The following is a 21145-nucleotide window of genomic DNA, read 5'->3' on the forward strand; positions in this document are numbered from 1 at the left end:
CAGCGACTGTATTTGTACCATTCACCTGTTCCCGACCTGCCAGCAGGCTGGCCGATTGCCTTGTTTTGAAGCAGACGGCATGAAAATAGGTCAGCGAATGCGTTGGAGATTTTGCGGCAGCGCACACATTCAATAATATTTATATCTTCGGACCGGTTCTGTTCGCGTTCCTCGCAGGTACCCTGGCGTACCGGCCTCGCGAATGGCGCGGCCTGTCGCGATCAAATGAGGTGGAGCGCGCGGATCATCACATAGACCGCGACCGCGAACACCACCGCCGCGAACACGACGTTGAGCGCGCCGCGCTGCTTCGAGAGCCGATGCGCCGCCGCCGTTCCCAGCGCGCCGCCGACGAGCCCGCCGGCCACGAACACCGCCGACAGTGTCCAATCGACCAGGCCCGAGACGGCGTAGTTGCCGGCGGTCGTCAGCCCGAACAGCGTGACCGCGACGAGAGACGAGCCGACCGCATTGATGATCGGCATGCCGGTCGCCATCATCAGGCCGGGCACGACCAGGAAGCCGCCGCCGATGCCGAAGAAGCCGGCGAGAAAGCCGGTTCCGGCACCGATGCCCAGCAGGTGGGGCAGGTTCTGGCGGCTGAGCCGGACGCCCGGATCGCCGGCATTCTTCCGGCGCCGCAGCATGATCACGCTGATCGCCATCATCGCCAGCGCGAACAGCACCAGGAGCTGCTGCCCGTCAGTGATCTTGCCCAGCGTCGAGCCGCCGAACGCGCCGATCACCCCGGCGATCGCGAACACGCTGGCGCAGCGCCACTTCACATTGCCGGTGCGCGCATGGCTCGCCAGACTGATCGCCGCGTTGACAGCGACCGAGACCGCGCTGGTGCCGATGGCGAGGTGCGTGCTGCCGATGCCGACGAAATAGAGCAGCAGCGGCACGGCAAGCACCGAGCCGCCACCGCCGACAATGCCGAGCGAAAAACCGACGAAGACGCCCGAGAGCAGCCCGAGGCCGATCTGCACCATCGCTCCACTCCCCCGTTGCGTCTGGTCCAGGCCTTCGATTTCACGGCCGTTTCCCCGCGGACCGAAACGCCTCCGGTTGCAGGCGATGCCGCCGCGGGCGAAGCGGGGGGGGCGACGCAATTATTTTCATATATACAGATGCGACAATATTAATCTGTCAAGGGCGCGAAAGATCGTCGATGGGTTTTGCGGTGCAACAGGCGCGCAGGACATGACCTTGCGGCGGTCGCGGCCGGACGCGGTCACGCGGAGCCTGAGACCGCCTGCTCGTAGATGTCCTCCTCCTGGGCATTGTGGATGCGCACCAGGGATTCCACGGACTCGATGACACGCTGGGCGTCACGGATGAGGTATCGATCCGCATCCACCGCGTCGAGACTGCCGGCGAGCCGCGCAAGAAGACGCGCGAGATGGAGGATTTCCCGGTGGGCGCGGCCCATGGCGCCGAGCCCCGGCCCGGAGGCGAGGTATTTCGCGAGATCGGGATAGACCCGCGCTTCATCGTCATGCTCATGCTGGGCGATCCGGCGGCTGACGATGTCGTTCGCCTCCGAAATCAGCGCGACCGCGGCAGCGCCCCGGGCGTCGTCGAGCGCATCGGCGATCTCGCGCAGCCGATCGAGGTCGACCTCCATTCGCTCGTGATCCTGGCGAAGCGCCATCGCGGTCGCCGCAGGCATCGGCCGGCGTCCAAACCGGTGCCCGGGGGCCAAGGCCCGCAGGGCGTTCAGGATCACCGCGACATCGATCGCCTCCTGCGTCAGCGCGCCGGCGACCGGCGGCAGCCAGCCGATGGCGGCAAAAGCCATCGCTACCCCGGACATCGCCATTCCGGCGACGATGCTCTGGAGTGCGATGGTGCGCGTCCGCCCGGCGATTGCAACGGCATCGGACACCCGGTCGAGCCGATCGACGAGAATGACCACGTCGGCCGCCTCCGACGAGACGCTGGCGCCGCGTGCGCCCATGGCGATGCCGACGCCCGCGGCCGCCAATGCCGGCGCGTCATTGATGCCGTCGCCGACCATGACGGTCGGCTTCAGGCGCTGCTCGGTCACGACGGCTTCGACCTTGTCGGAGGGACTGCGGTCCGCCAGCACGGCGTCGATGTCCAGGGCCGCGCCGATGATGTCGGCGGCATCGGCGCGGTCGCCGGTCACCATGACGATCCGCGACACCCCCGCCGCCCGCAGCGCCTGCACGGCGCGCGGCGTCTCGCGCCTCAGTTCGTCGCCGAGCAGAAGGGCGCCGATCGTGCGGCCGTCCACGGCGACGAACACGCACAGGGCCGACCGCCACGCCGCGCGCCTCAGCGCGCGCTCGGCCCATTCCGCGGGTTTGCGCGGGCCGCAAACCAGTTGCTGCGAGCCGACCCGGACGACATGGCCGTCGATCTCGCCTTCGAGACCTGATCCCAACGTCTCGCGCACCAGGGTCGGAATCGAAAGCTGCAGCCGCTTGCGCCGGGCCTCCTCGACGATGGCGGCGGCAACGACGTGATGGGACGCCTGCTCCAAGGAGGCGGCCGTTCGCAGGACCTCCTCCGGGCTCTCGCCCGGCGCGGCTTCAATGGCCGCGAGACGGGCCCCGCCGACCGTCAAGGTTCCGGTCTTGTCGAACATCACCGTGTGGGTTCGCGCGAGCGTCTCGAATGGCGCGCTCCCCTTGACGAGGATGCCGAGACGCGCGGCCTGGGCGATGCCGGCGATGAAGGCGACCGGCGCGGCGAGAATCAGCGGGCACGGCGTCGCCGCGACCAGCACGGCCAATCCCCGCACCGGATCGCCCGACGCCACCCAGGCGCCGCCGGCCACGGCAAGGCTGAGCGGGAACAGCAGCAGCGCGAACCGGTCGGCAAGGCGGATGAACGGCGCCTTCGCGGTTTGCGCCGCCGTGACGAGGCGGACGATGCCGGCGTAGGTGCTCTCGCCGGCCGTCGCCGCGGCCCGGATCTCGAAGGTCTCGCCGGCATTGACGGTGCCGCTCCGGGCCGTTTCACCCTCGCGCCGCGTGACGGGAATCGGCTCGCCGGTCAGCGCGGATTCATCGATCAGGGCGCCCTGGCCGAGGATGAGCCCATCCACCGGAACCACTTCGCCGGCCCGGACGACGATGGTGTCGCCAACGGCCACATGCTCCACTGCGATGTCGTCGACAGACGATCCCCGGCGGCGATGGGCCATTCGGGGGGCGCGATCGATCAGCGATCTCAGGTCCCGTTCGGCGCGGGCGACGGCGACATCCTCCAGCACGTTGCCGCCGGCATACATCACGGCGACCACCACTCCGGCCAGAGTCTCGCCGAGCGCAATGGCCGCCGACATCGAGACCAGGGCGATGGCATCGACGCCGAGCCGGCCCGCCCGAATGTCGCGGATCATGGATACGACCAGACCGGCGACGACCGGGGCGGTGCCGGCCGCCCAGATCGCATCGGCCCACGCGACCCGTCCCATAGCCCAGGCGAGAAGCCCCGCGGCGAGGCTGACGAGGGCTGAGGCGATCAACGCCCGGCGAAGAACCGGCGCCGTGAGAAATGTCCGCATTCGGCTGTTCCCGGCAGAGGGCTCCATGGAACCATTCTCATCGAACCCGAGAGCAAATTGGCAGGAATTTGGAACCCGAAGAGAAGACCGACGCTTGCCCTCGTGCCGCAGACGGCTCCGGCCTTCCCCTGGGTCCGACGCGGCGACGGCGGGTGACCGGTGAACGCGCGAGATGGCGGCGCAGGGCTTATGACAAGCAGGCGGACCATGAAAAGCTCCGGGGCGCGTGCAGCTCCAGGGCGCGTGCGGCCCGCGCCGTCAGGACATTGGCGCTGCCGACCGCTGACAACATGCTGACGCCGCCAGTCACCCGACCGTCAGGAGCAACACTCTACCGTGACGCCGACACGAAATGTGCAAGGAGTGGCACCGCAATGACGATGGCAAGAATCCTCATTGGTCTATTGATGCTGTCTGCTCCGGCAGAAGCATCCACCATCAGAAAGCTGGAGTGCCAGGAATGGGTCGAGGGCAAATATCAAGGGGTTTATGTCCTCAATTTCAATGAGGATACGAATAGGCTGACCGTCAAGACGGTTCCAGACAGCAAGAATGAAAAAGGCATGCCGTTTGCCAGGATCTGGCGGGTGCTGTGGAGCAATGAGGATCGGGTTATTGCATCGAGCGTTGATGATAAGGATTGGGGCGGCCCGGTGCATGTGATGTTCTTGAATTTTCCGAAGACTTCGATGTCCCTGCATATTCCGAAGCAGACGGAGGGCGTTTACCAGGTGAATACACGCGCTCCCGGCGAGCGCAAATGCCGGCGGCTGGACTGACCTCAACCCGGAAAAGAGACGGGCGACGGACGCCAGCGAAGGACCCCTCCCCTCCTTCGTGTCCAGTTCCGGTCGCGGATTTTCACCAAATCTCTGATTTCCCATAAAAAAATCCGCGAGAGTCAACGGCCCCGCGCGTCAGCGTTTGGGGCCGTTGGTATCACGTCCTCCGCCCGGAAACTCATCGCATGGCGAACAACTCCTGGTGGAAGTCGTCTGCCGACAGGCCTTTGGCCACGAAGTCCTTGCGCAGGGCTTGGCCGAAACCGGCGGGCCCGCAGAACCAGATGTCCGCCTCGGCCCACGCCGGCACCGCATTGCAGATGCGCTCGACGTCCAGCCGGCTCCCCTGGGCCGTGACCAGCACATGCAGGTTCACGTTTGCAGCCTGCGCGTCACGCCGCAGGCGTTCGATGAACTCCTCATCGGGTTCGGCCGTGGAATAGAAAAGATCGATCTTGCGCCCATCGGATTCCACCGCCAGCGCCTTCATGCGCGCGATGAACGGGGTGATGCCGATGCCGCCGCCGACCCAGATCTGCCGGGATTTGCCGGTGCCGAAGTTGAAGCGGCCATACGGTCCTTCGACCGTGACGAGGTCGCCGACATGCAGCAATTCGGGGAGGCGAGCGGTGTAATCACCGATACCCTTGATCAGGAAGAACAGCCGGCCGTCACCGGTCCAGCCCGATGAGATCGTGAAGGGATGCGCGCCTTCGTCCGCAGAGAAACTGACGAAGGCGAACTGTCCCGCCTCATGGCCAGGCCAGCGATCCTTGAAGCGGATCGCCACCTTGAGCACCCGGTTGTCCTGGAAGGCGACGAGTTCCTCGATCTCGCCGACCGCCTTGCGGTGATAGCCGACGCGGCCTGCCAGGGACACTACGGCACCGATGCTGCCGCCAGTCATCAGCAGGGCCAGAAGGATCCCGATCGGCTGCGACCAGTAGCCGAAGGGCGTCAGCAGCACCGAGTGGAAGACGAGGGCCAGGTAGGCGAGAGCCAGCAGGCGGTGGGTCTTGAAGAAAAGCCGGTAAGGGAAACGCTTCATGAGCGCGAGCACGATCAGGACGGCCACCGCATAGAAGGCCCACTCCCCGACCGTTTCCGCCAGCCCGCGCTGCTGACGGAACAGGATTTCGACCGGATCGGTCAGGGGCGGCCCGGGAACCCGCGCCGGCTTGACCAGCCAACCCCAGCCCACGGCCCACTTCGTGCCTTGGGCCCACAGCCAGTGGATGACGGACATGACCAGACCCGTGATCCCCAGCCACTTGTGCAGCCGATAGGTCTTGTCCAGCCCATGGAGCAGAGGTTCGATCCGGACCGGTCGGAGCGCCAGGATCATGCCCACGCTCATCACCCCGATTGCGACAACGCCGGTGTAGTTGATCGCCACCGTACGCAGGGCGAAGTACTCGTATCCGTTCGGCAGCAGGGGATCGGCCATCCACCACAGCAGGCTGAACAGAGCAATTAATCCAGCATACGCGAATTTGATGTTCTTCATCGCCTGCACCGTTCGGTTGAGGTTAGGGTCACTGCTTGTATGGGGCGTTTTCCGCATCGAGCAACTCGGAGTGGCCGTGGCACCGCTTTGTTGGAACCGAGTGCCGGTGCAGCCCCGAAATCATGATCGATGAACGTCTCCTGGACGCTTCCGGCCATCGCGAGGCCGTTGAAATCATGGCCGCGACGGACTCAAATCCAGCCGTCCTGGATTGGCAGGTGCGGACTTCGCGGCTCGGCGGGCAGCGGATCATGGTTTCGCCCGCCAAGCCTTGCCGGCGCCTTGGAACGGAAACGCCGGTCCAAGCTCGCCAAGCTGCCGTGACAGGCGGGTCGCGGCGTCCCTGACCAGCCCGCACATCCGGACGATCCTGTCTTCGCCTGCGCGCGAGATCGGAAGCAGACAGCCGAGCGCGCCGATGACGGCGCCGGTTCGATCGCGTAGCGACGAGCCGACGCTCACGACGCCGGGCTGAAACTCCTCGCGATCGATTGCGAAGCCATCGCATTGGACAGTGAAGAGATTCTCCATCAGATCCTCCCGCGAGCGGGCCGTGCCTTGGGTGAAACGTTTGAGCCGTCCCGAAAGGATGCGTGTCAGTTCCGCCTCGGGCAGCCAGGCCAGGATCGCCTTGCCGCTGCCCGTTGCGTGAACCGCCTCGGCCTTGGCAGCCTCATCGACGACGACATGGACGGCATGACGCGATTCGACCATGACGAGCGTGGCGAGGTCGCGGCCGCGCAGCACGTCGAAACTGACGGTCTCGCCCGTGGCCTCGTTGAGTCCATGCAGCGTAGCCATCGCGGTCTGGACCACGTCGACCGTCGCCGCGCGTGAGCGCGATAATTCCAGAATCCGGGCGCCGAGAACATAGGTCCGGTCGCGCGGGTTCCGGCCAACGTACCCACGGTCAACCAGGGTGGCGATGAGGTGGTGGCAGGTCGAGACGTTGAGACCGACCCGCCCGGCGACGTCGTTCAGCCGCAGTCCATCGGCGGCGGCGGCCAGCACATCCAGGATATCGAGCGCGCGTTCGACCGACCGCACCGTGGCCGCCGGTCGCTGTCGGGGGGTGTCCTCGCGATCGTCCTGGCGGGCGTCAATCACCGGCGGCGAGCCCCCGCATGTGCGAGACGAGCGTGCGGCTCGATCGGGACGTCGCCGAAACGGGCGTGAATCGGGCGGAGGAAGTCCCGCACCACCCGCGCTGCAACGAAGGCGGGCGACGACTGGTGGAAGAGACCGACGGAGCGGGCCCGGACGCGCAAGCGGCCGGATGCATCCGGGGGACGGCCTGCGGCGGCATCGAAGACGGCGAAATCGGGCTTCCACATCATGGCCATGACCATGATGCGGCGGCACTGATCGCCGCCTGACGCCGTCCGTCAGCGCCGTGTCAGATCGCACTCCCCGACCTTGAACCGCATCGCGCGGAAAGGAGCCTCGCCATCGCGTGCCAGGGGCGACCGCTTGAGGGTGACGCGGTCCCTCACCGGGAGTTCGCCCGGGTCAACTCCGGGCTCTTCCTCCCGCGCTTAAGCGATCATGCCCAAGCAACCGTGCCCAGCCTCCCGAACCCATGTCATCGTTCGGTGGCGGCGGATCGACGGATGCACGCAAGCTGCCTCATGTGGCGACTGACGTTTCTTCCTTGCGCTTCTGCTGTGAGATTTTACGCAGACTTTATGCTGGCGCCGCGAAATCGATATGGCGGCTTTACGGCCAAACGAACGAGAATTTCCCGGTCCCCCGGTCCTGGAGGTTTCTCGTGCCGCTCGATCTCTCATTTCTTGCGCTGGGTCTCATTTTCTTCGGTTTGACTGCGCTCGCGGTCGCCGCTGCCGAACGTCTGTGAGGCCGTCATGTCGCTTGACCTTGCTCTTGGTCTCGCCACGGCGGGCGTGATCCTCGTCTATCTCTTGGCAGCGCTGCTGCGTCCCGAGCGGTTCTGAGGCGCGTCATGATCAATGACCTCGTTCAATTCACGGTCTTTCTGCTGGTTCTGACCGCGCTTGCGGTTCCGCTCGGGCTCTATATGGCGCGGGTGTTCTCCGGCAAATGGACGATCCTGACCCCGGTGGTGGCGCCGATCGAGCGTGCCTTCTATCGGGCCGCCGGCGTCCGCCCCGATCAGGACCAACACTGGTCACGTTATGCGCTGTCGCTGATCGCATTCAACGCCGCGGGTTTCCTGCTGCTCTACGCCATCCTGCGGCTTCAGCACCTCTTGCCGCTCAATCCGCAGGACTTCGGTCCGATGGCGCCGGATCTGGCGTTCAACACCGCGGTGTCGTTCGTCACCAACACCAACTGGCAGGCTTATGGCGGCGAGACCACGCTGTCGCACCTCTCGCAGATGCTGGGCTTGACGACGCAGAATTTCGTGTCGGCCGCCACCGGCATTGCGGTGGCGGTGGCGGTAACGCGGGCGTTGGCGACGCGGTCTGGGCGGACCATCGGCAATTTCTGGGTCGATCTCACCCGCGCCAATCTCTACGTCCTGCTGCCGGTCTGTCTCATCTACGCGCTGTTCCTGGTGAGCCAGGGCATGCCGCAGACGCTCGATGCGGCGGTGACGGCAGCGACGCTCGATGGCGACAACCAGACCATCGCGCTGGGGCCGGTGGCCTCTCAGGTGGCGATCAAGATGCTCGGCACCAATGGCGGCGGTTTCTTCAACGCCAATGCCGCGCACCCGTTCGAAAATCCGACCATCCTGTCGAACTTCGTGCAGATTCTCTCGATCCTCGCCATTCCCGCCGCCTTTCCGTTCTTCTTCGGCCGCATGGTCGGTGACATGCGCCAGGGCGTTGCGATCTGGGCGGCGATGACTGTGCTGTTCGTCGTCGTGTTGCTGGCGGCGTGGGGTGCCGAGCGGTTCGGCAACCCGCTCCTCGCTGGAATCGTCGACCCCGCTCAGCTGAGCATGGAGGGCAAGGAGGTCCGCTTCGGGCTCGTGCAATCGGTACTGTTCGCGGTGGCCACCACAGTGGCCTCGTGCGGCGCGGTCAACACCATGCACGACTCGCTGACCCCGCTCGGCGGCCTGGTGCCGCTGTTCAACATGCTGGTCGGCGAGGTGATCTATGGCGGCGTCGGCGCCGGCTTCTACGGCGTGGTGCTGATGGTGGTGCTCACCGTGTTCCTTGCCGGGCTGATGGTCGGCCGCACGCCAGAATGGCTCGGCAAGAAGATCGAGGCCCGCGAGGTCAAGCTCGCCGCGCTGACTCTCTTGGTGATGCCGATCGGCGTGCTGACGATGGTCGCGCTCGCGATTGTCACTGGCAATGCAGCAGTCTCGGCGCAGGATGCCGGTCCACACGGCCTATCGGAGGTGATCTACGCCTACACCTCCGGCACCGCCAACAACGGCTCGGCCTTCGCCGGCTTCTCGGCCAACACGCTGTGGCACAACACCATGATCGGCCTTGCCATGCTGATCGGCCGGTTCGGCTACATCGTTCCGGTCTTGGCGATCGCCGGCTTCCTCGCCGCTAAGAAGACCGTGCCCGCGTCCGCCGGCACGTTTCCGACCCACGGCCCGGTGTTCGTTGTGCTGCTGATCTCGGTGATCATCGTGGTCGGCGCGCTCACCTTCCTGCCGGCGCTGGCGCTGGCGCCGATCGCCGAGCACGTCTCGATGATCGCCGGCATCATGTTCTGAAGGTTGCCATCATGTCCAAGCATCCTCCCAAGGAAATCGCGTTGTTCGCGCCGGCGATCGTCTGGCCCGCACTCGGGCATTCGTTCGCCAAGCTCGATCCGCGCCGGCTCGCCCGCAACCCGGTGATCTTCGTCACCGCGCTTGTGGCGCTGCTCACCACCGTGCTGGCGATCCGCGACGGCTTGACCGGCGCGCCCAACTTCGCCATCGGCGCACAGGTGGCGATCTGGCTGTGGATCACCGTGCTGTTCGCCAATTTCGCTGAAGCCGTGGCAGAGGGCCGCGGCAAGGCCCGCGCCGACGCCTTCCGCGCCACTCGATCTTCGGTGCGTGCCAAGGTGCTGCTCGGCGTCGGCGACCTCTTCGAGTTCAAGGACGCAGAATTGCTCGAACAGGGCGACATCGTCATCGTGGAGGCCGGCGAGACCATCCCGACCGACGGTGAGGTGATCGAGGGCATCGCCTCGGTCGACGAGAGCGCGATTACCGGCGAGTCCGCACCGGTGATCCGCGAGTCGGGTGGCGACCGCTCGGCGGTCACCGGCGGCACCCGCGTGGTGTCGGACTGGATCAAGGTCAAGGTCACCGCCAAACCCGGCGAGACCTTCCTCGACCGCATGATCGCATTGGTGGAGGGCGCCAAGCGCCAGAAGACGCCGAACGAGATCGCGCTCGATATCCTGCTGGCCGGGTTGACGCTGGTGTTCCTGTTCGTCGTCGTCACGCTGCCGGCGTTCGCATCCTGGTCGGACACGGAGGTGCCGGTGGTCTATCTCGCCGCGCTGTTCGTGACGCTGATTCCTACCACCATTGGCGGGCTGTTGTCCGCCATCGGCATCGCCGGCATGGACCGGCTGGTGAAAGCCAACGTCATCGCCAAGTCCGGCCGCGCGGTGGAGGCGGCCGGCGACGTTGACGTGCTCTTGCTCGACAAGACCGGCACCATCACCTTCGGCAATCGCATGGCCGATGCTTTCGAGCCCCTGGCCGGTGTGGCCGAGCGCGAACTGGCGGAGGCCGCCTTCCTCGCCTCGCTCTCCGACGAGACGCCGGAGGGCAAGTCGATTGTCGAACTGGCGCAGCGGCGGTTCGGCTTCGACACGGAAAACGCGGAAGCGCTGACCTTCGTCCCGTTCTCGGCGCACACTCGGATGTCGGGCGTTGATCTGCCCGACGGCGGCGTGGTCCGCAAGGGTGCGTCAGATGCCATGCTTCGCTTGGCAGGCGGTTCGGCGCCGGTGGAGCTCGACGCCATTATCCGGCGCATCGCAGCAACGGGCGGCACGCCCCTGGTGGTGGTGAGGGACAAGCGGCTGCTCGGCGTCGTTCACCTGAAGGACATCGTCAAGCACGGCATCCGCGAGCGTTTCGCCGAGCTGCGCCGCATGGGCATCCGGACTGTGATGATCACTGGCGACAACCCGCTCACGGCGGCGGCAATCGCCGCGGAGGCCGGTGTCGACGACTTCCTGGCCGAGGCGACGCCCGAGAAGAAGCTCGATCTGATCCGCCGCGAGCAGGCCGAGGGCAAGCTGGTGGCGATGTGTGGCGATGGCTCCAACGACGCACCGGCGCTGGCCCAGGCCGACATCGGCGTGGCGATGAACTCGGGCACCCCGGCCGCCAAGGAGGCCGGCAATCTGATCGACCTCGATTCCGACCCCACCAAGCTGATCGAGGTGGTGCTGGTCGGCAAGCAGCTCCTGATCTCGCGCGGCGCACTCACCACCTTCTCCATCGCCAACGATGTCGCCAAATACTTCGCCATCCTGCCGGCACTGTTCGTCACCGCCTACCCCGGTCTTGCCGCGCTCGATGTGATGGGGCTCGGTACGCCGCAGTCGGCCATTCTGTCGGCGATCATCTTCAACGCGCTGATCATCGTTGCTCTGATCCCGCTGGCGCTGAAGGGGGTGCGCTACGCTCCGGCCTCGGCTGCTCAGCTGCTCCAGCGCAACCTTCTGGTCTATGGGCTTGGCGGCCTCATCGCTCCGTTTGTCGGCATCAAGCTGGTCGACATTATCGTCGACCTCCTGCACCTCGCCTGAGGATTATCCATGTTTGCCATTCTTCGCCCGGCTGTTGTCCTCACCCTGCTGTTGAGCGCACTTCTCGGCCTCGTCTATCCGCTGGCGGTCACGGGTCTTGCCCAGACGGTGTTTCCCACCGCAGCCAACGGCTCGCTGGTGACCAAGCGCGACACGGTGGTGGGCTCCAGCCTGATCGGCCAGGAGTTCACCGCCGCTCGCTATTTCCATTCGCGGCCCTCAGCGACATCTGCGCCGGATCCGGACGATGCCACCAAAACGGTGGATGCGCCCTACAATGCCGCGAATTCGTCGGGCTCCAATCTCGGTCCGACCTCCGAAAAGCTGATCGCGGCCATCAAGGAGCGTGCGAGCGGCTTTGAGACCCGGCCGGTGCCGGCCGACCTCGTCACCGCCTCGGCCAGCGGCCTCGATCCCCACATATCGCCGGCGGCTGCGCTGATCCAGGTGCCGCGTGTCGCCAGCGCCCGCGGCATCCCGGAGGCGGAGATCGCGGCGCTGGTCACCCGCTCGATCGAGGGCCGGACCTTCGGTATCCTGGGAGAGCCTCGGGTCAACGTGCTTGAGCTGAATCTTGCCCTCGACGCGAACTACTAATTTGCGATGGCGCCTCACGAGAACCGTCCCGAACCTGAAGCTCTGCTGGCGGAGGCCAACCGGGGCCGCCGCGGCGAGCTGAAGATCTATCTCGGTGCGGCGCCCGGCGTCGGCAAGACCTACGCCATGCTGGAGGAGGCGCGGGCTCGTCAACGCGACGGTATCGACGTCGTCGTCGCCATCGTCGAGACCCACGGCCGCGCCGAGACAGCAGCACTGCTCTCGACCCTGGAGCAGCTGCCGCGCAAGGTGATGGACTACCGCGGCCGCAGCCTGGCCGAGATGGACATCGACGCGCTCCTGGAGCGCCGGCCGCAGCTTGTTCTTATCGACGAGCTGGCCCACACCAACGTGCCGGGCAGCCGCCATCCCAAACGCTGGCAGGACGTCGAGGAGGTGCTGGACGCCGGTATCGACGTTATCACCACGCTCAACATCCAGCACATCGAGAGCCTCAATGACATCGTCGCCCGCATCACCGGCGTGCGGGTGCAGGAGACGGTGCCCGACGAGATCCTTCAGACCGCCGACGAGATCGAGCTGATCGACCTTCCCCCCGAGGAGCTGATCGACCGCCTGCGCCAGGGCAAGGTCTATGTATCGCAACAGATCGGCCGGGCGCTGGATCATTTCTTCTCAAAGGGCAACCTCACCGCGTTGCGCGAGCTGGCGATGCGCACCGCCGCCCAGCGCGTCGACGCCGAGATGGTCGCCTATATGCGCGCCCACGCGGTGGTCGGCCCGTGGCCGACCCAGGAGCGCCTTCTCGTCTGCATCAACGAATCGGAAGTGGCCAAGGAACTGGTGCGCTCGGGCAAGCGCAAGGCGGACCGCATCAAGATCCCGTGGATCGTCGCAACCGTGATGACGCCGTCGCACGAGGCCATGGGCACCGGCGCGCGCGCGGTGGTCGGCGAGGCGCTGAGGCTCGCCGAGAGCCTCGGCGCCGAGATCGCCACCCTGCGCACCGACCGCGACGTTGCCGGCGAGATCCTGCGCTTCGCCCGCGCGAGGAACTGCAGCCGCATCCTGATCGGGCGGGCGCGGCGCCGCTGGCCCTACGGTCTCATCCGAGAGCCGGTTGCCGAGCGCCTGATCAAGCTCGGCACCGATTTCGAGGTCACAGTGGTGCCAAGCGGCCGGCCGGTTGGCCGCATCACCCTCTTGCTTCCGTGGCGCAAGGCGCCAAACCTTGCGGGCATTGTGGAGGCCCTGGTCGGGGTTGGGGTGGCGACGGCGGTGGCGTGGCCATTGTGGCGCTATATGCCGGTAGCTTCGCTGGCCCTGGTCTATCTCGTCGCCGTGCTGGTTGCCGGCGTGCGCCACGGCCTGTTCGTGGCACTGTTCGCCAGTGTCGTCGGGTTCCTCGCCTACAATTTCTTTTTCACAATACCTTACTACTCGTTCGAGGTGGCGCAGCACGAGTCGGTCGTCGCATTGCTGGTGTTCTTCATCAGCGCGCTGTTCACCGGCACGCTGGCGAGCCGGCTGCGCATGCAGGTCGAGAACATGCGCGCCACCCAGAAGCGCACCGAAACGCTGTATGACTTCTCGCGTAAGATTGCCTCGGTGTCCAAGCTCGACGACGTGCTGTGGGCGGCGGTGCACCATCTGGCGGCGACGCTGGATGCCCAGTCGCTGGTGCTGATGCCTGGCGAGCACGGCGAGCTTGAGATGGTGCAGGGCTATCCCGCCATCGACGATCTCAATCCCAAGGACTGGGGCGCAGCGCAGTGGGCATGGGAGAAGGCCGAGCCCGCTGGGCGGGGCACCGCGACGCTGCCCACCGCCGACTGGCTGTTCCTGCCGATATCGACCGCGAGCGCGATGCACGGCGCCATCGGCGTGCGCTTCGCGGATCCGGCGCGGGCGGACGACCCGGATACCCGCCGCCTGCTGCTCGCGGTCGAGGATCAGATCGCGGTGGCGATCGAGCGCACCCGGCTTGCCGCCGACCTTGAAAATTCGCGGGTCACCGCCGAAAGCGAGAAGCTTCGGACGGCGCTGTTGAATTCAGTATCGCATGACCTGCGCACGCCGCTGGTGTCGATTATCGGCGCCGCCACCGAGCTGTCGTCGGCGCGCGAACTGTCGTCACCCGATCGCGAGGCATTGACGTCCACGGTGCTGGAGGAGGCGCAGCGCCTCGACCGCTACGTGCAGAATCTGCTCGACATGACCCGCCTCGGCTATGGCGCACTGAATCTGCGGCGCGCCGCCGTCGATCTGCGCGAGATCGTGGGCCGCGCCTGCCGCGATCTCGGCCGCGTGCTCGGCGTTCGCAGGGTCGTTCTCGACATTCCACGCGATTTGCCGCCGGTTGATGTCGATCCGGTGCTGATCGGGCAGGTGTTCGTCAACGTGATCGAGAACGCGGCGCGGCACGCGCCCGGCAACACGCCGATTACGGTTCCTGCGCGCCTGGAGGGCGAGTTCGTGCATATCGGCATCATTGACGAGGGGCCGGGTATTCCGCCCCAGGACCGCGAGAAGGTGTTCGACTTATTCTACCGCGTGCGCGCCGGAGACAGCCAGGCGGCTGGAACAGGTCTCGGTCTTGCGATTGCCCGCGGGCTAGTTGCGGCGCATGGCGGCACCATCCGGGCTGAGGCGGGTCCCGGCGGCGCCGGCACGGCGATCGACATCATGCTGCCGGTGGCGAAGGTTCAGCCCCTTGGGGAGGACGCGGAGTGACACGGATTTTGCTGATCGAGGACGAGGTGCCGATCCGTCGCTTTTTGCGCATCGCCCTGCACAACGAAGGCTACGAGGTGATCGAGGTCGACCGTGGCCGGGCCGGCATCGAGGCCGCGATCAACGGCGCCCCGGACGTGGTCATCCTCGATCTCGGCCTGCCGGACATCGACGGCATGGAGGTCATCCGGTCCTTGCGCGAGTGGTCGAAGGTGCCGATCCTGGTGCTGACGGTTCGTGACGCCGAAGCGGAGAAGATCCGCGCGCTCGACATGGGCGCGGAAGATTACGTCACCAAGCCGTTCGCCACCGGCGAACTTCTGGCGCGCCTGCGCGTGCTGCTGCGCGGCCTGGAGGAGCGTGAGCCAGGGATCCTCGACCTTGGACCGCTGCGCATCGACTTCAACCGGCGGAGCGTCATGATCGACGGCGAGGATGCCAAGCTCACGCGCAAGGAGTTCGACGTGCTGGCGCTGCTGGCGCATCAGGCTGGGCGGCTGGTTACTCACCGCCAGATCCTGCGCGCGGTATGGGGCCCTCATCACGAGGCGGACACCCATTATCTGCGCATTGTTGTTGGCCATCTGCGCGACAAGCTGGGCGATGACGCGGCAAACCCGCGCGTCATCCTGACCGACCCGGGCGTTGGCTATCGCTTGGCGGACTCGTTAGGGCGCCACGGTTCGTGACGCGTAATGTGTCGCTTCGTTTGCGGAGAAGGACCGATCGGCAGGGATCGTCGCACTCACTGCAACGTGGCCAGCAACGACGCCAAGCGGACGTGCCGGGAGGCGTACGACCTCGAGGGCAACGCGGGCCTGGAAATCACGGCTATAGGCTGTGACCGGCGGGTAGATCGACGGCCGGTCCAGAGGGTCCAGGGCGCCGAACTCGGGTTAGAGCGCAATCCGATCTGACTGCATCAGATCGGGCGCTCTAAGATCTTGAGTTGTCGCATTCTCTTTCGCAAAACCGGTGTCCACTCTTGCGGAGAATGCCCTAATGGCGGCTTCGGGGTTGCGGAAGGTCTGATTCGATGAGGGGCCTCGATGCGGCGCCCCGCCATGAGCCTTGATTCCCTGCTCGTCCCCGAGAAGTCGCCCCTGAAGGCGCTGCCGATGCCGGGCAGCAGCATGTTGCCGAGCGCCATGCCGCCGACGGAGAGAGCGAGACGGGCCATGTGCAAGGTCTACTCGGCGGGCGGCATCTGAGGCGAATTCCTGGAAACCAGTGAAGACCTGAAGGTGCTTTCGAAGGCTCGTTGATGTAAAACCATCCAACGCAACTGTTCCTGCCGGAGAAAACTCATGTTCGAGACTGTCACGACGGCGCTCGACTGGCTTGGCATTGTTGCCTTCGTCATTACGGGCGCCCTCGTGGCATCGCGAAAGGAGATGGACATCGTCGGCTTCGCCCTGCTTGGGACGGCCACCGGCATCGGCGGAGGCACGATTCGGGACGTGCTCTTGGGACTGCCAGTGTTCTGGGTGCACCAGCCGGCTTACTTGGTCACCTGTGTTCTCGTATCTGCTATAGTATTCTTTACCGCTCATGTGCCGCAATCCAGGTACAGAATGGTGCTTTGGCTCGATGCGATCGGATTGGCCTTGTTCGCCGTTTCAGGCGCAGAGAAAGCAAGTCTTGCAGGCGCAACCGGCATTGTGGCCGTCGCCATGGGCGTGATCACCGCGACCTTCGGCGGGATCATCCGCGACTTGCTCGGGGGCGAGATTCCGGTCATCCTCAGCCGCGAGATCTATGTGTCGGCTGCATTGGCAGGAGCTGCAGCCTTCGTTGTTCTTACAATGCTGGGCGTTCCGCGCGATCTGGGCATTGGTGCAGGGTTTGCGATTGCTTTGGTCATTCGAGCCGCAGCGCTCCAGCGTGGCTGGTCGCTACCCCGTTATCGCCCCCGCCCCGGTCTCCCTCACGATCGCCGATGACCAGGCCTTTGAGGGCCAGAGAACATGCCGTCCGGCGAAAACCGAAGAAACCTTCGCAATTCGGTTTTGGATCATAAGGGGCCCCTTACGATTCCTGGCAGCCTGAATGCATGCCGGAGCTTCGACCGCGAAAAATCGGAAAGCCCCTGTTCGACCACGCGACCGGCCTCCTGGTAGAAGTGGATCAGCCCGCCGTGCGGCGACACGAACGCGCAATGGTGCGTCGACACCGTGCTGCACGATGCCCGACCATTACGACGACGGCGGCATCTCGGGCGGCACGTGGGAGCGTTCGGCGTTGCAGCGGCTGCTGACCAATATCGAACTTGGCAAGTTCGACGTGGTGGTGGTCGACAAGATCGACAGACTGTCGCGCTGCGTCGGCGTTCGATCGAGCCGCGTGCTGGAGTTCAACGTATCGACGAGGACTTCTTTGTCGAGGAATGACCGGCATCGTCCATTTGAACGCGCGCGACTCCGCGTCCACCGCCGCCACGACGGTCATCGGTGCCAGCGCAAATGGACGAATCTTGTGGAAGATGCCCGATGGTCGAACCTATGCCGACTGGGAGGGAAACCAGGACAACGCATCGGTTGTCGCAGGCGAGACTGGTGAAGTGGGCGAACCGCAATGAACTCAACAACCACCGGCTTTAGCCGGTGGTTGTTGAGTTTGATGCTTCCATAATGCATGCTCAACAATTTTATATCGATACAGAACGTACAGTCATCTTTTTTGATAACGACCAAACTTTGACATCCGCGTGGCCCACTTCTGTTTTCGTAACACTTTGTCTTACCGCAGCGATAGGCGCCAGATACGCCGTCCTGTGCAATGCACTTGCGGCGCGAAGATGATTGCGGACAAAAATGACGGGGCAGGTCGACAGCTTGACGTGCGTCACTTGCAGAATGACCGGCTCAGCATACACGTGCCAAGCTCAAGTCGTTTGCCGCTTCACGCGGGTGTAGAAATCTCTTGCATCGGCTCGTGAAAAAGGCGTGAATTTAATTGGCTCACCACGCTGTCCAAAGAGCCAGAACTTAGTGGCATCGAATCTCCTTCATCACAGACGCGTGAAGTGTTGACCGAGCGCGATCAGCATAACCATTCAGGACAGCAGGGAGGAATGTAAAGCACATGAGAGCTAATGTCCGCCTCAGTCTGCCGAGCCTGCTGGTGCCGTTGATCGCCTGCATGGCGGTCAGCATGCCGGCCGCCGCGCAGCAAACTCCGAAAAAGCCCAACATCGTCATCATCTGGGGTGATGACATCGGCCAGTCCAATGTCAGCGTCTACTCGCACGGCCTGATGGGCTACAGAACGCCCAACATCGATCGCATCGCCAGCGAAGGCGTGATGTTCACGGACTATTACGCCGAGCAAAGCTGCACCGCCGGCCGGTCTTCGTTCATCACCGGCCAGTCTGGTCTGCGAACCGGCCTGACCAAGGTCGGCTTGCCGGGCGCTACGCTCGGCCTGCAGAAGGAAGACCCGACAATTGCTGAACTGCTCAAGCCGCTCGGTTACGCGACCGGCCAGTTTGGCAAGAACCATCTCGGCGACCGCAACGAATTTCTGCCGACCGTCCACGGCTTCGACGAGTTCTACGGCAATCTCTACCATCTGAACGCGGAGGAAGAGCCTGAACTGCCGGACTACCCGAAAGACCCTGCGTTTCGTGCGAAGTTCGGACCGCGCGGCGTGATGGACTGCAAGGCCTCCGACAAGGACGACACGACAGTCGATCCGCGTTTCGGCAAGGTCGGCAAACAGGTCTGCGTGGACACCGGTCCGCTGACCCGAGCGCGAATGGTGACCATCGATGATGACATCACCAATCGAGCCGTGGATTTCATGCAGCGGCAAAGCAAGGCTGGCAGGCCATTCTTCGTGTGGGTGAACACAACCCACATGCATTTCCGCACCCACACCAAGCCGGAGAGCATTGGCCAGTCGGGGCGGTGGCAGAGCCCCTATCACGACACCATGATCGATCACGACAGGAATGTCGGCACCATCCTCAAGGCGTTGGATGACCTCGGAATCGCGGACAATACCTTTGTCATGTACTCGACCGACAATGGTCCGCACATGAATTCGTGGCCGGATGGTGCGATGACGCCGTTCCGCAACGAGAAGAACTCGAACTGGGAGGGCGCCTACAGGGTGCCGGCCATGTTCCGCTGGCCAGGCAAGATCAAGCCAGGCCAGACGTCAAACGAAATGGTTGCCCACCACGACTTGCTGCCCACGCTTCTGGCCATGGCCGGCGACACCCAGGTGAAGGACAAGTTGCTCAAGGGCTACAAGGTCGGCGACATGACCTACAAGGTTCATCTCGACGGCGACAATCTCGTGCCGCACCTCACCGGGCAAGAGCAGAAGAGCCCGCGGGAATCCTTCCTGTATGTCAATGACGACCAGCAATTGGTGGGTTTGCGTTACGATAATTGGAAGCTCGTGTTCATGGAGCAGCGCGCCCCGGGAACCCTGCGCGTCTGGTCGGAGCCCTTCATCACGTTGCGGGTCCCGAAGATATTCAACCTGCGCACGGATCCGTACGAGCGGGCGGATATTACCTCGAACACCTACTATGACTGGCTTCTCGATCACGCCTTCCTACTCGTTCCGGCGCAAGACTATGTTTCCAAGTTCCTCTTGACGTTGAGGGATTATCCGCAGCGGCAGAAGGCGGCCAGTTTCAACATGGATGAAGTCCTGACGAAGATGAAGGAAAGCTCGTCGAAGTAAGGCAGCTCGCTCCAATGCTGGCTCGTCACGCCCGCCTCGCAGGGCTGCGGGTGTGGCGGCCAAGCAGCTTGAGAAGCAAGGCTTCTCCGTGGGCATGCCGACCGGCAACTGACACGGCACTGCCCACCGCGACAACCGGCTGCGGAGCACGCTCCGGAGCCGCCTTGCCAACAGCCCGACACTACGAGGTGCCGATGCCCCGTTTCCTCATCGACAGGCGCGCGACCCTGGGCGCGCTGCTGGCCTCGGCCGCTGCCGCGGCGCCGTTTTCCATGCCTGCAATTGCGCAGGACGACCCGCTACCTTCATGGAACGACGGTCGCAGCAAGCAATCCATTTTGAGCTTCGTTGCCGCCGTCACCCGCGAAGGCTCGCCCGATTTCGTCCCGGCGCCGCAACGCATCGCGACCTTCGACAATGACGGTACGCTGTGGTGCGAGCAGCCGATGTATGTGCAGCTTGCCTTCGCGCTCGATCGCGTCAAGGCGCTGTCCAACGCGCATCCCGAATGGAAGACACAGCAGCCCTTCAAGGCGGTGCTCGACGGCGACCTGGAGACCCTCGCCAAATCCGGCACCAAGGGCCTGGTCGAACTGGTGATGGCGACGCACGCCGGCATGAGCACGGCGTACTTCGAGGAGATCGCCAGCGACTGGCTCAAGACCGCGCGCCACCCGAAATTCAAGCGGCCCTACACCGATCTCGTCTACCAGCCGATGCTGGAGCTTCTGGCCTATCTGCGCGCCAACGGCTTCAAGACCTTCATCGTGTCGGGCGGCGGCATCGAATTCATGCGGCCGTGGACCGAGGAAGTCTATGGCGTGCCGCCCGAGCAGGTGGTCGGGTCGAGCATCAAGACCGAATTCAAGATCGTCGATGGCAGCCCGGCACTGTTCCGCCTGCCGCAGGTCGATTTCATCGATGATGGCCCCGGCAAGCCGGTCGGCATCAATTCGCACATCGGCCGGCGGCCGATCGCCGCCTTCGGCAATTCGGACGGCGATCTGCAGATGCTGCAATGGACGACCCTGGCGGGCAGCCGCCGCCTCGGCCTGATCGTCCATCACACCGACGCCGAGCGCGAGTACGCCTATGACCGGACGTCCCATTTCGGCCGGCTCGACAAGGCGCTCGACGCCGCCAAAGCGAACAGCTGGACGGTCGCCGACATGAAGCGGGATTGGAAACGGGTGTTCAGCTTCGAGTAGCCGCGCCGGCAACATTGGAACGCCTGCGCCGAGCCGGGTTCATGTGGCCGGCGCCCCGAAGGACTATCGTGATGTTGGATTATGTTGCGCTCGCGATCCTGATCCTCATCGTGGCGCCGGCGATCGGGTTGGCGGTTTCAGGTCGCGGGTGTTCGGCGTTGGCCCGCAGATCGGCTATATCTTTCCGGTAGCGAGGCGCAGGGTTATCTCAATCTCAAGGGCTACAAGGAATTCGGCGCGGAGCATCGCCCGGAGGGCTGGAACCTCTGGCTCACCTTTGTCGTGTCGCCTGCTCCTCCAGCGCCGACCTCGCCGATGAAGTCGATGGTGACGAAGTAGCATGCCACAGGTGCCGCGTCCGATCAGATCAGGAGCGCGTTCCGCCGGCGGTCTTATGCCGGGTCTGCGA

The 21145-nt window shown here is 64.6% G+C and carries 18 protein-coding genes and 1 pseudogene; 15 read left to right on the plus strand and 4 right to left on the minus strand.

Annotated features, from left to right (window positions below; all coding sequences use genetic code 11):
• Positions 1-221: 221 nt before the first annotated feature.
• Positions 222-992, minus strand: a complete 771-nt coding sequence (locus BLTE_RS07425; protein WP_126398969.1) for a sulfite exporter TauE/SafE family protein — start codon at positions 990-992, stop codon at positions 222-224.
• A 242-nt stretch (positions 993-1234) separates the two neighbouring features.
• Positions 1235-3538: a heavy metal translocating P-type ATPase gene (locus tag BLTE_RS07430; protein WP_126398971.1), complete on the minus strand. Its 2304-nt coding sequence runs from the start codon at positions 3536-3538 to the stop codon at positions 1235-1237.
• 152 nt (positions 3539-3690) lie between these two features.
• Between BLTE_RS07430 and BLTE_RS07435 the strand changes: the two genes are divergently transcribed.
• Entirely contained in the window at positions 3691-4317 is a 627-nt protein-coding gene (locus tag BLTE_RS07435) for a hypothetical protein (RefSeq protein WP_126398973.1), read from the plus strand.
• Positions 4318-4498: 181 nt separating this feature from the next.
• Here BLTE_RS07435 and BLTE_RS07440 read toward each other — a convergent pair whose 3' ends face one another.
• Both BLTE_RS07440 and BLTE_RS07445 read right to left on the minus strand, forming a co-directional pair.
• Positions 4499-5827 carry a ferredoxin reductase family protein gene (locus tag BLTE_RS07440; RefSeq protein ID WP_126398975.1) on the minus strand — a complete coding sequence of 443 codons (1329 nt, stop codon included), beginning with the start codon at positions 5825-5827 and terminating at the stop codon, positions 4499-4501.
• A 249-nt stretch (positions 5828-6076) separates the two neighbouring features.
• Positions 6077-6934, minus strand: a complete 858-nt coding sequence (locus BLTE_RS07445) for an IclR family transcriptional regulator (RefSeq protein ID WP_126398977.1) — start codon at positions 6932-6934, stop codon at positions 6077-6079.
• Positions 6935-6951: 17 nt separating this feature from the next.
• Between BLTE_RS07445 and BLTE_RS07450 the strand changes: the two genes are divergently transcribed.
• The 14 genes and pseudogenes from BLTE_RS07450 to BLTE_RS18485 form a co-directional block, all read left to right on the plus strand.
• Positions 6952-7203, plus strand: coding sequence for a hypothetical protein (locus tag BLTE_RS07450; RefSeq protein ID WP_126398979.1), 252 nt, complete (start codon positions 6952-6954; stop codon positions 7201-7203).
• A gap of 203 nt (positions 7204-7406) precedes the next feature.
• Complete coding sequence (locus BLTE_RS07455; protein ID WP_126398981.1) at positions 7407-7682, plus strand: hypothetical protein; 276 nt, start codon at positions 7407-7409, stop codon at positions 7680-7682.
• 7 nt (positions 7683-7689) lie between these two features.
• Entirely contained in the window at positions 7690-7779 is a 90-nt protein-coding gene (locus tag BLTE_RS07460; protein ID WP_126398983.1) for a potassium-transporting ATPase subunit F, read from the plus strand.
• An 8-nt stretch (positions 7780-7787) separates the two neighbouring features.
• Complete coding sequence (kdpA, locus tag BLTE_RS07465) at positions 7788-9491, plus strand: potassium-transporting ATPase subunit KdpA (RefSeq protein ID WP_126398985.1); 1704 nt, start codon at positions 7788-7790, stop codon at positions 9489-9491.
• 11 nt (positions 9492-9502) lie between these two features.
• Positions 9503-11539 (plus strand): potassium-transporting ATPase subunit KdpB, encoded by a 2037-nt coding sequence (gene kdpB, locus BLTE_RS07470; protein WP_126398987.1) that lies wholly within the window; start codon positions 9503-9505, stop codon positions 11537-11539.
• 9 nt (positions 11540-11548) lie between these two features.
• A complete protein-coding gene (gene kdpC / locus BLTE_RS07475) occupies positions 11549-12136 on the plus strand; it encodes a potassium-transporting ATPase subunit KdpC (RefSeq protein WP_126398988.1) in 588 nt (195 codons plus the stop codon).
• A gap of 6 nt (positions 12137-12142) precedes the next feature.
• Positions 12143-14830: a sensor histidine kinase gene (locus BLTE_RS07480; protein WP_126398990.1), complete on the plus strand. Its 2688-nt coding sequence runs from the start codon at positions 12143-12145 to the stop codon at positions 14828-14830.
• A gap of 8 nt (positions 14831-14838) precedes the next feature.
• A complete protein-coding gene (locus BLTE_RS07485) occupies positions 14839-15519 on the plus strand; it encodes a response regulator (protein WP_244600148.1) in 681 nt (226 codons plus the stop codon).
• Between the two features lie 375 nt (positions 15520-15894).
• The gene (locus BLTE_RS18035) at positions 15895-16041 is read left to right on the plus strand and encodes a hypothetical protein (RefSeq protein ID WP_160140545.1); all 147 of its coding nucleotides are present in this window, start codon (positions 15895-15897) and stop codon (positions 16039-16041) included.
• A gap of 96 nt (positions 16042-16137) precedes the next feature.
• Positions 16138-16773: a trimeric intracellular cation channel family protein gene (locus BLTE_RS07490; protein WP_126398994.1), complete on the plus strand. Its 636-nt coding sequence runs from the start codon at positions 16138-16140 to the stop codon at positions 16771-16773.
• 241 nt (positions 16774-17014) lie between these two features.
• Positions 17015-17389, plus strand: a complete 375-nt coding sequence (locus BLTE_RS18740) for a recombinase family protein (protein ID WP_342211506.1) — start codon at positions 17015-17017, stop codon at positions 17387-17389.
• Positions 17390-17914: 525 nt separating this feature from the next.
• A complete protein-coding gene (locus BLTE_RS07505; RefSeq protein WP_126398996.1) occupies positions 17915-19528 on the plus strand; it encodes an arylsulfatase in 1614 nt (537 codons plus the stop codon).
• Positions 19529-19722: 194 nt separating this feature from the next.
• Positions 19723-20736: an HAD family hydrolase gene (locus tag BLTE_RS07510; RefSeq protein WP_126398998.1), complete on the plus strand. Its 1014-nt coding sequence runs from the start codon at positions 19723-19725 to the stop codon at positions 20734-20736.
• Positions 20737-20848: 112 nt separating this feature from the next.
• Positions 20849-21075 (plus strand): annotated as a pseudogene (locus tag BLTE_RS18485) (transporter); the annotation flags it as partial.
• Positions 21076-21145: the final 70 nt, after the last annotated feature.

Origin of the sequence: Blastochloris tepida (assembly GCF_003966715.1) — a bacterium.
Taxonomy (GTDB): Bacteria; Pseudomonadota; Alphaproteobacteria; order Rhizobiales; family Xanthobacteraceae; genus Blastochloris; species Blastochloris tepida.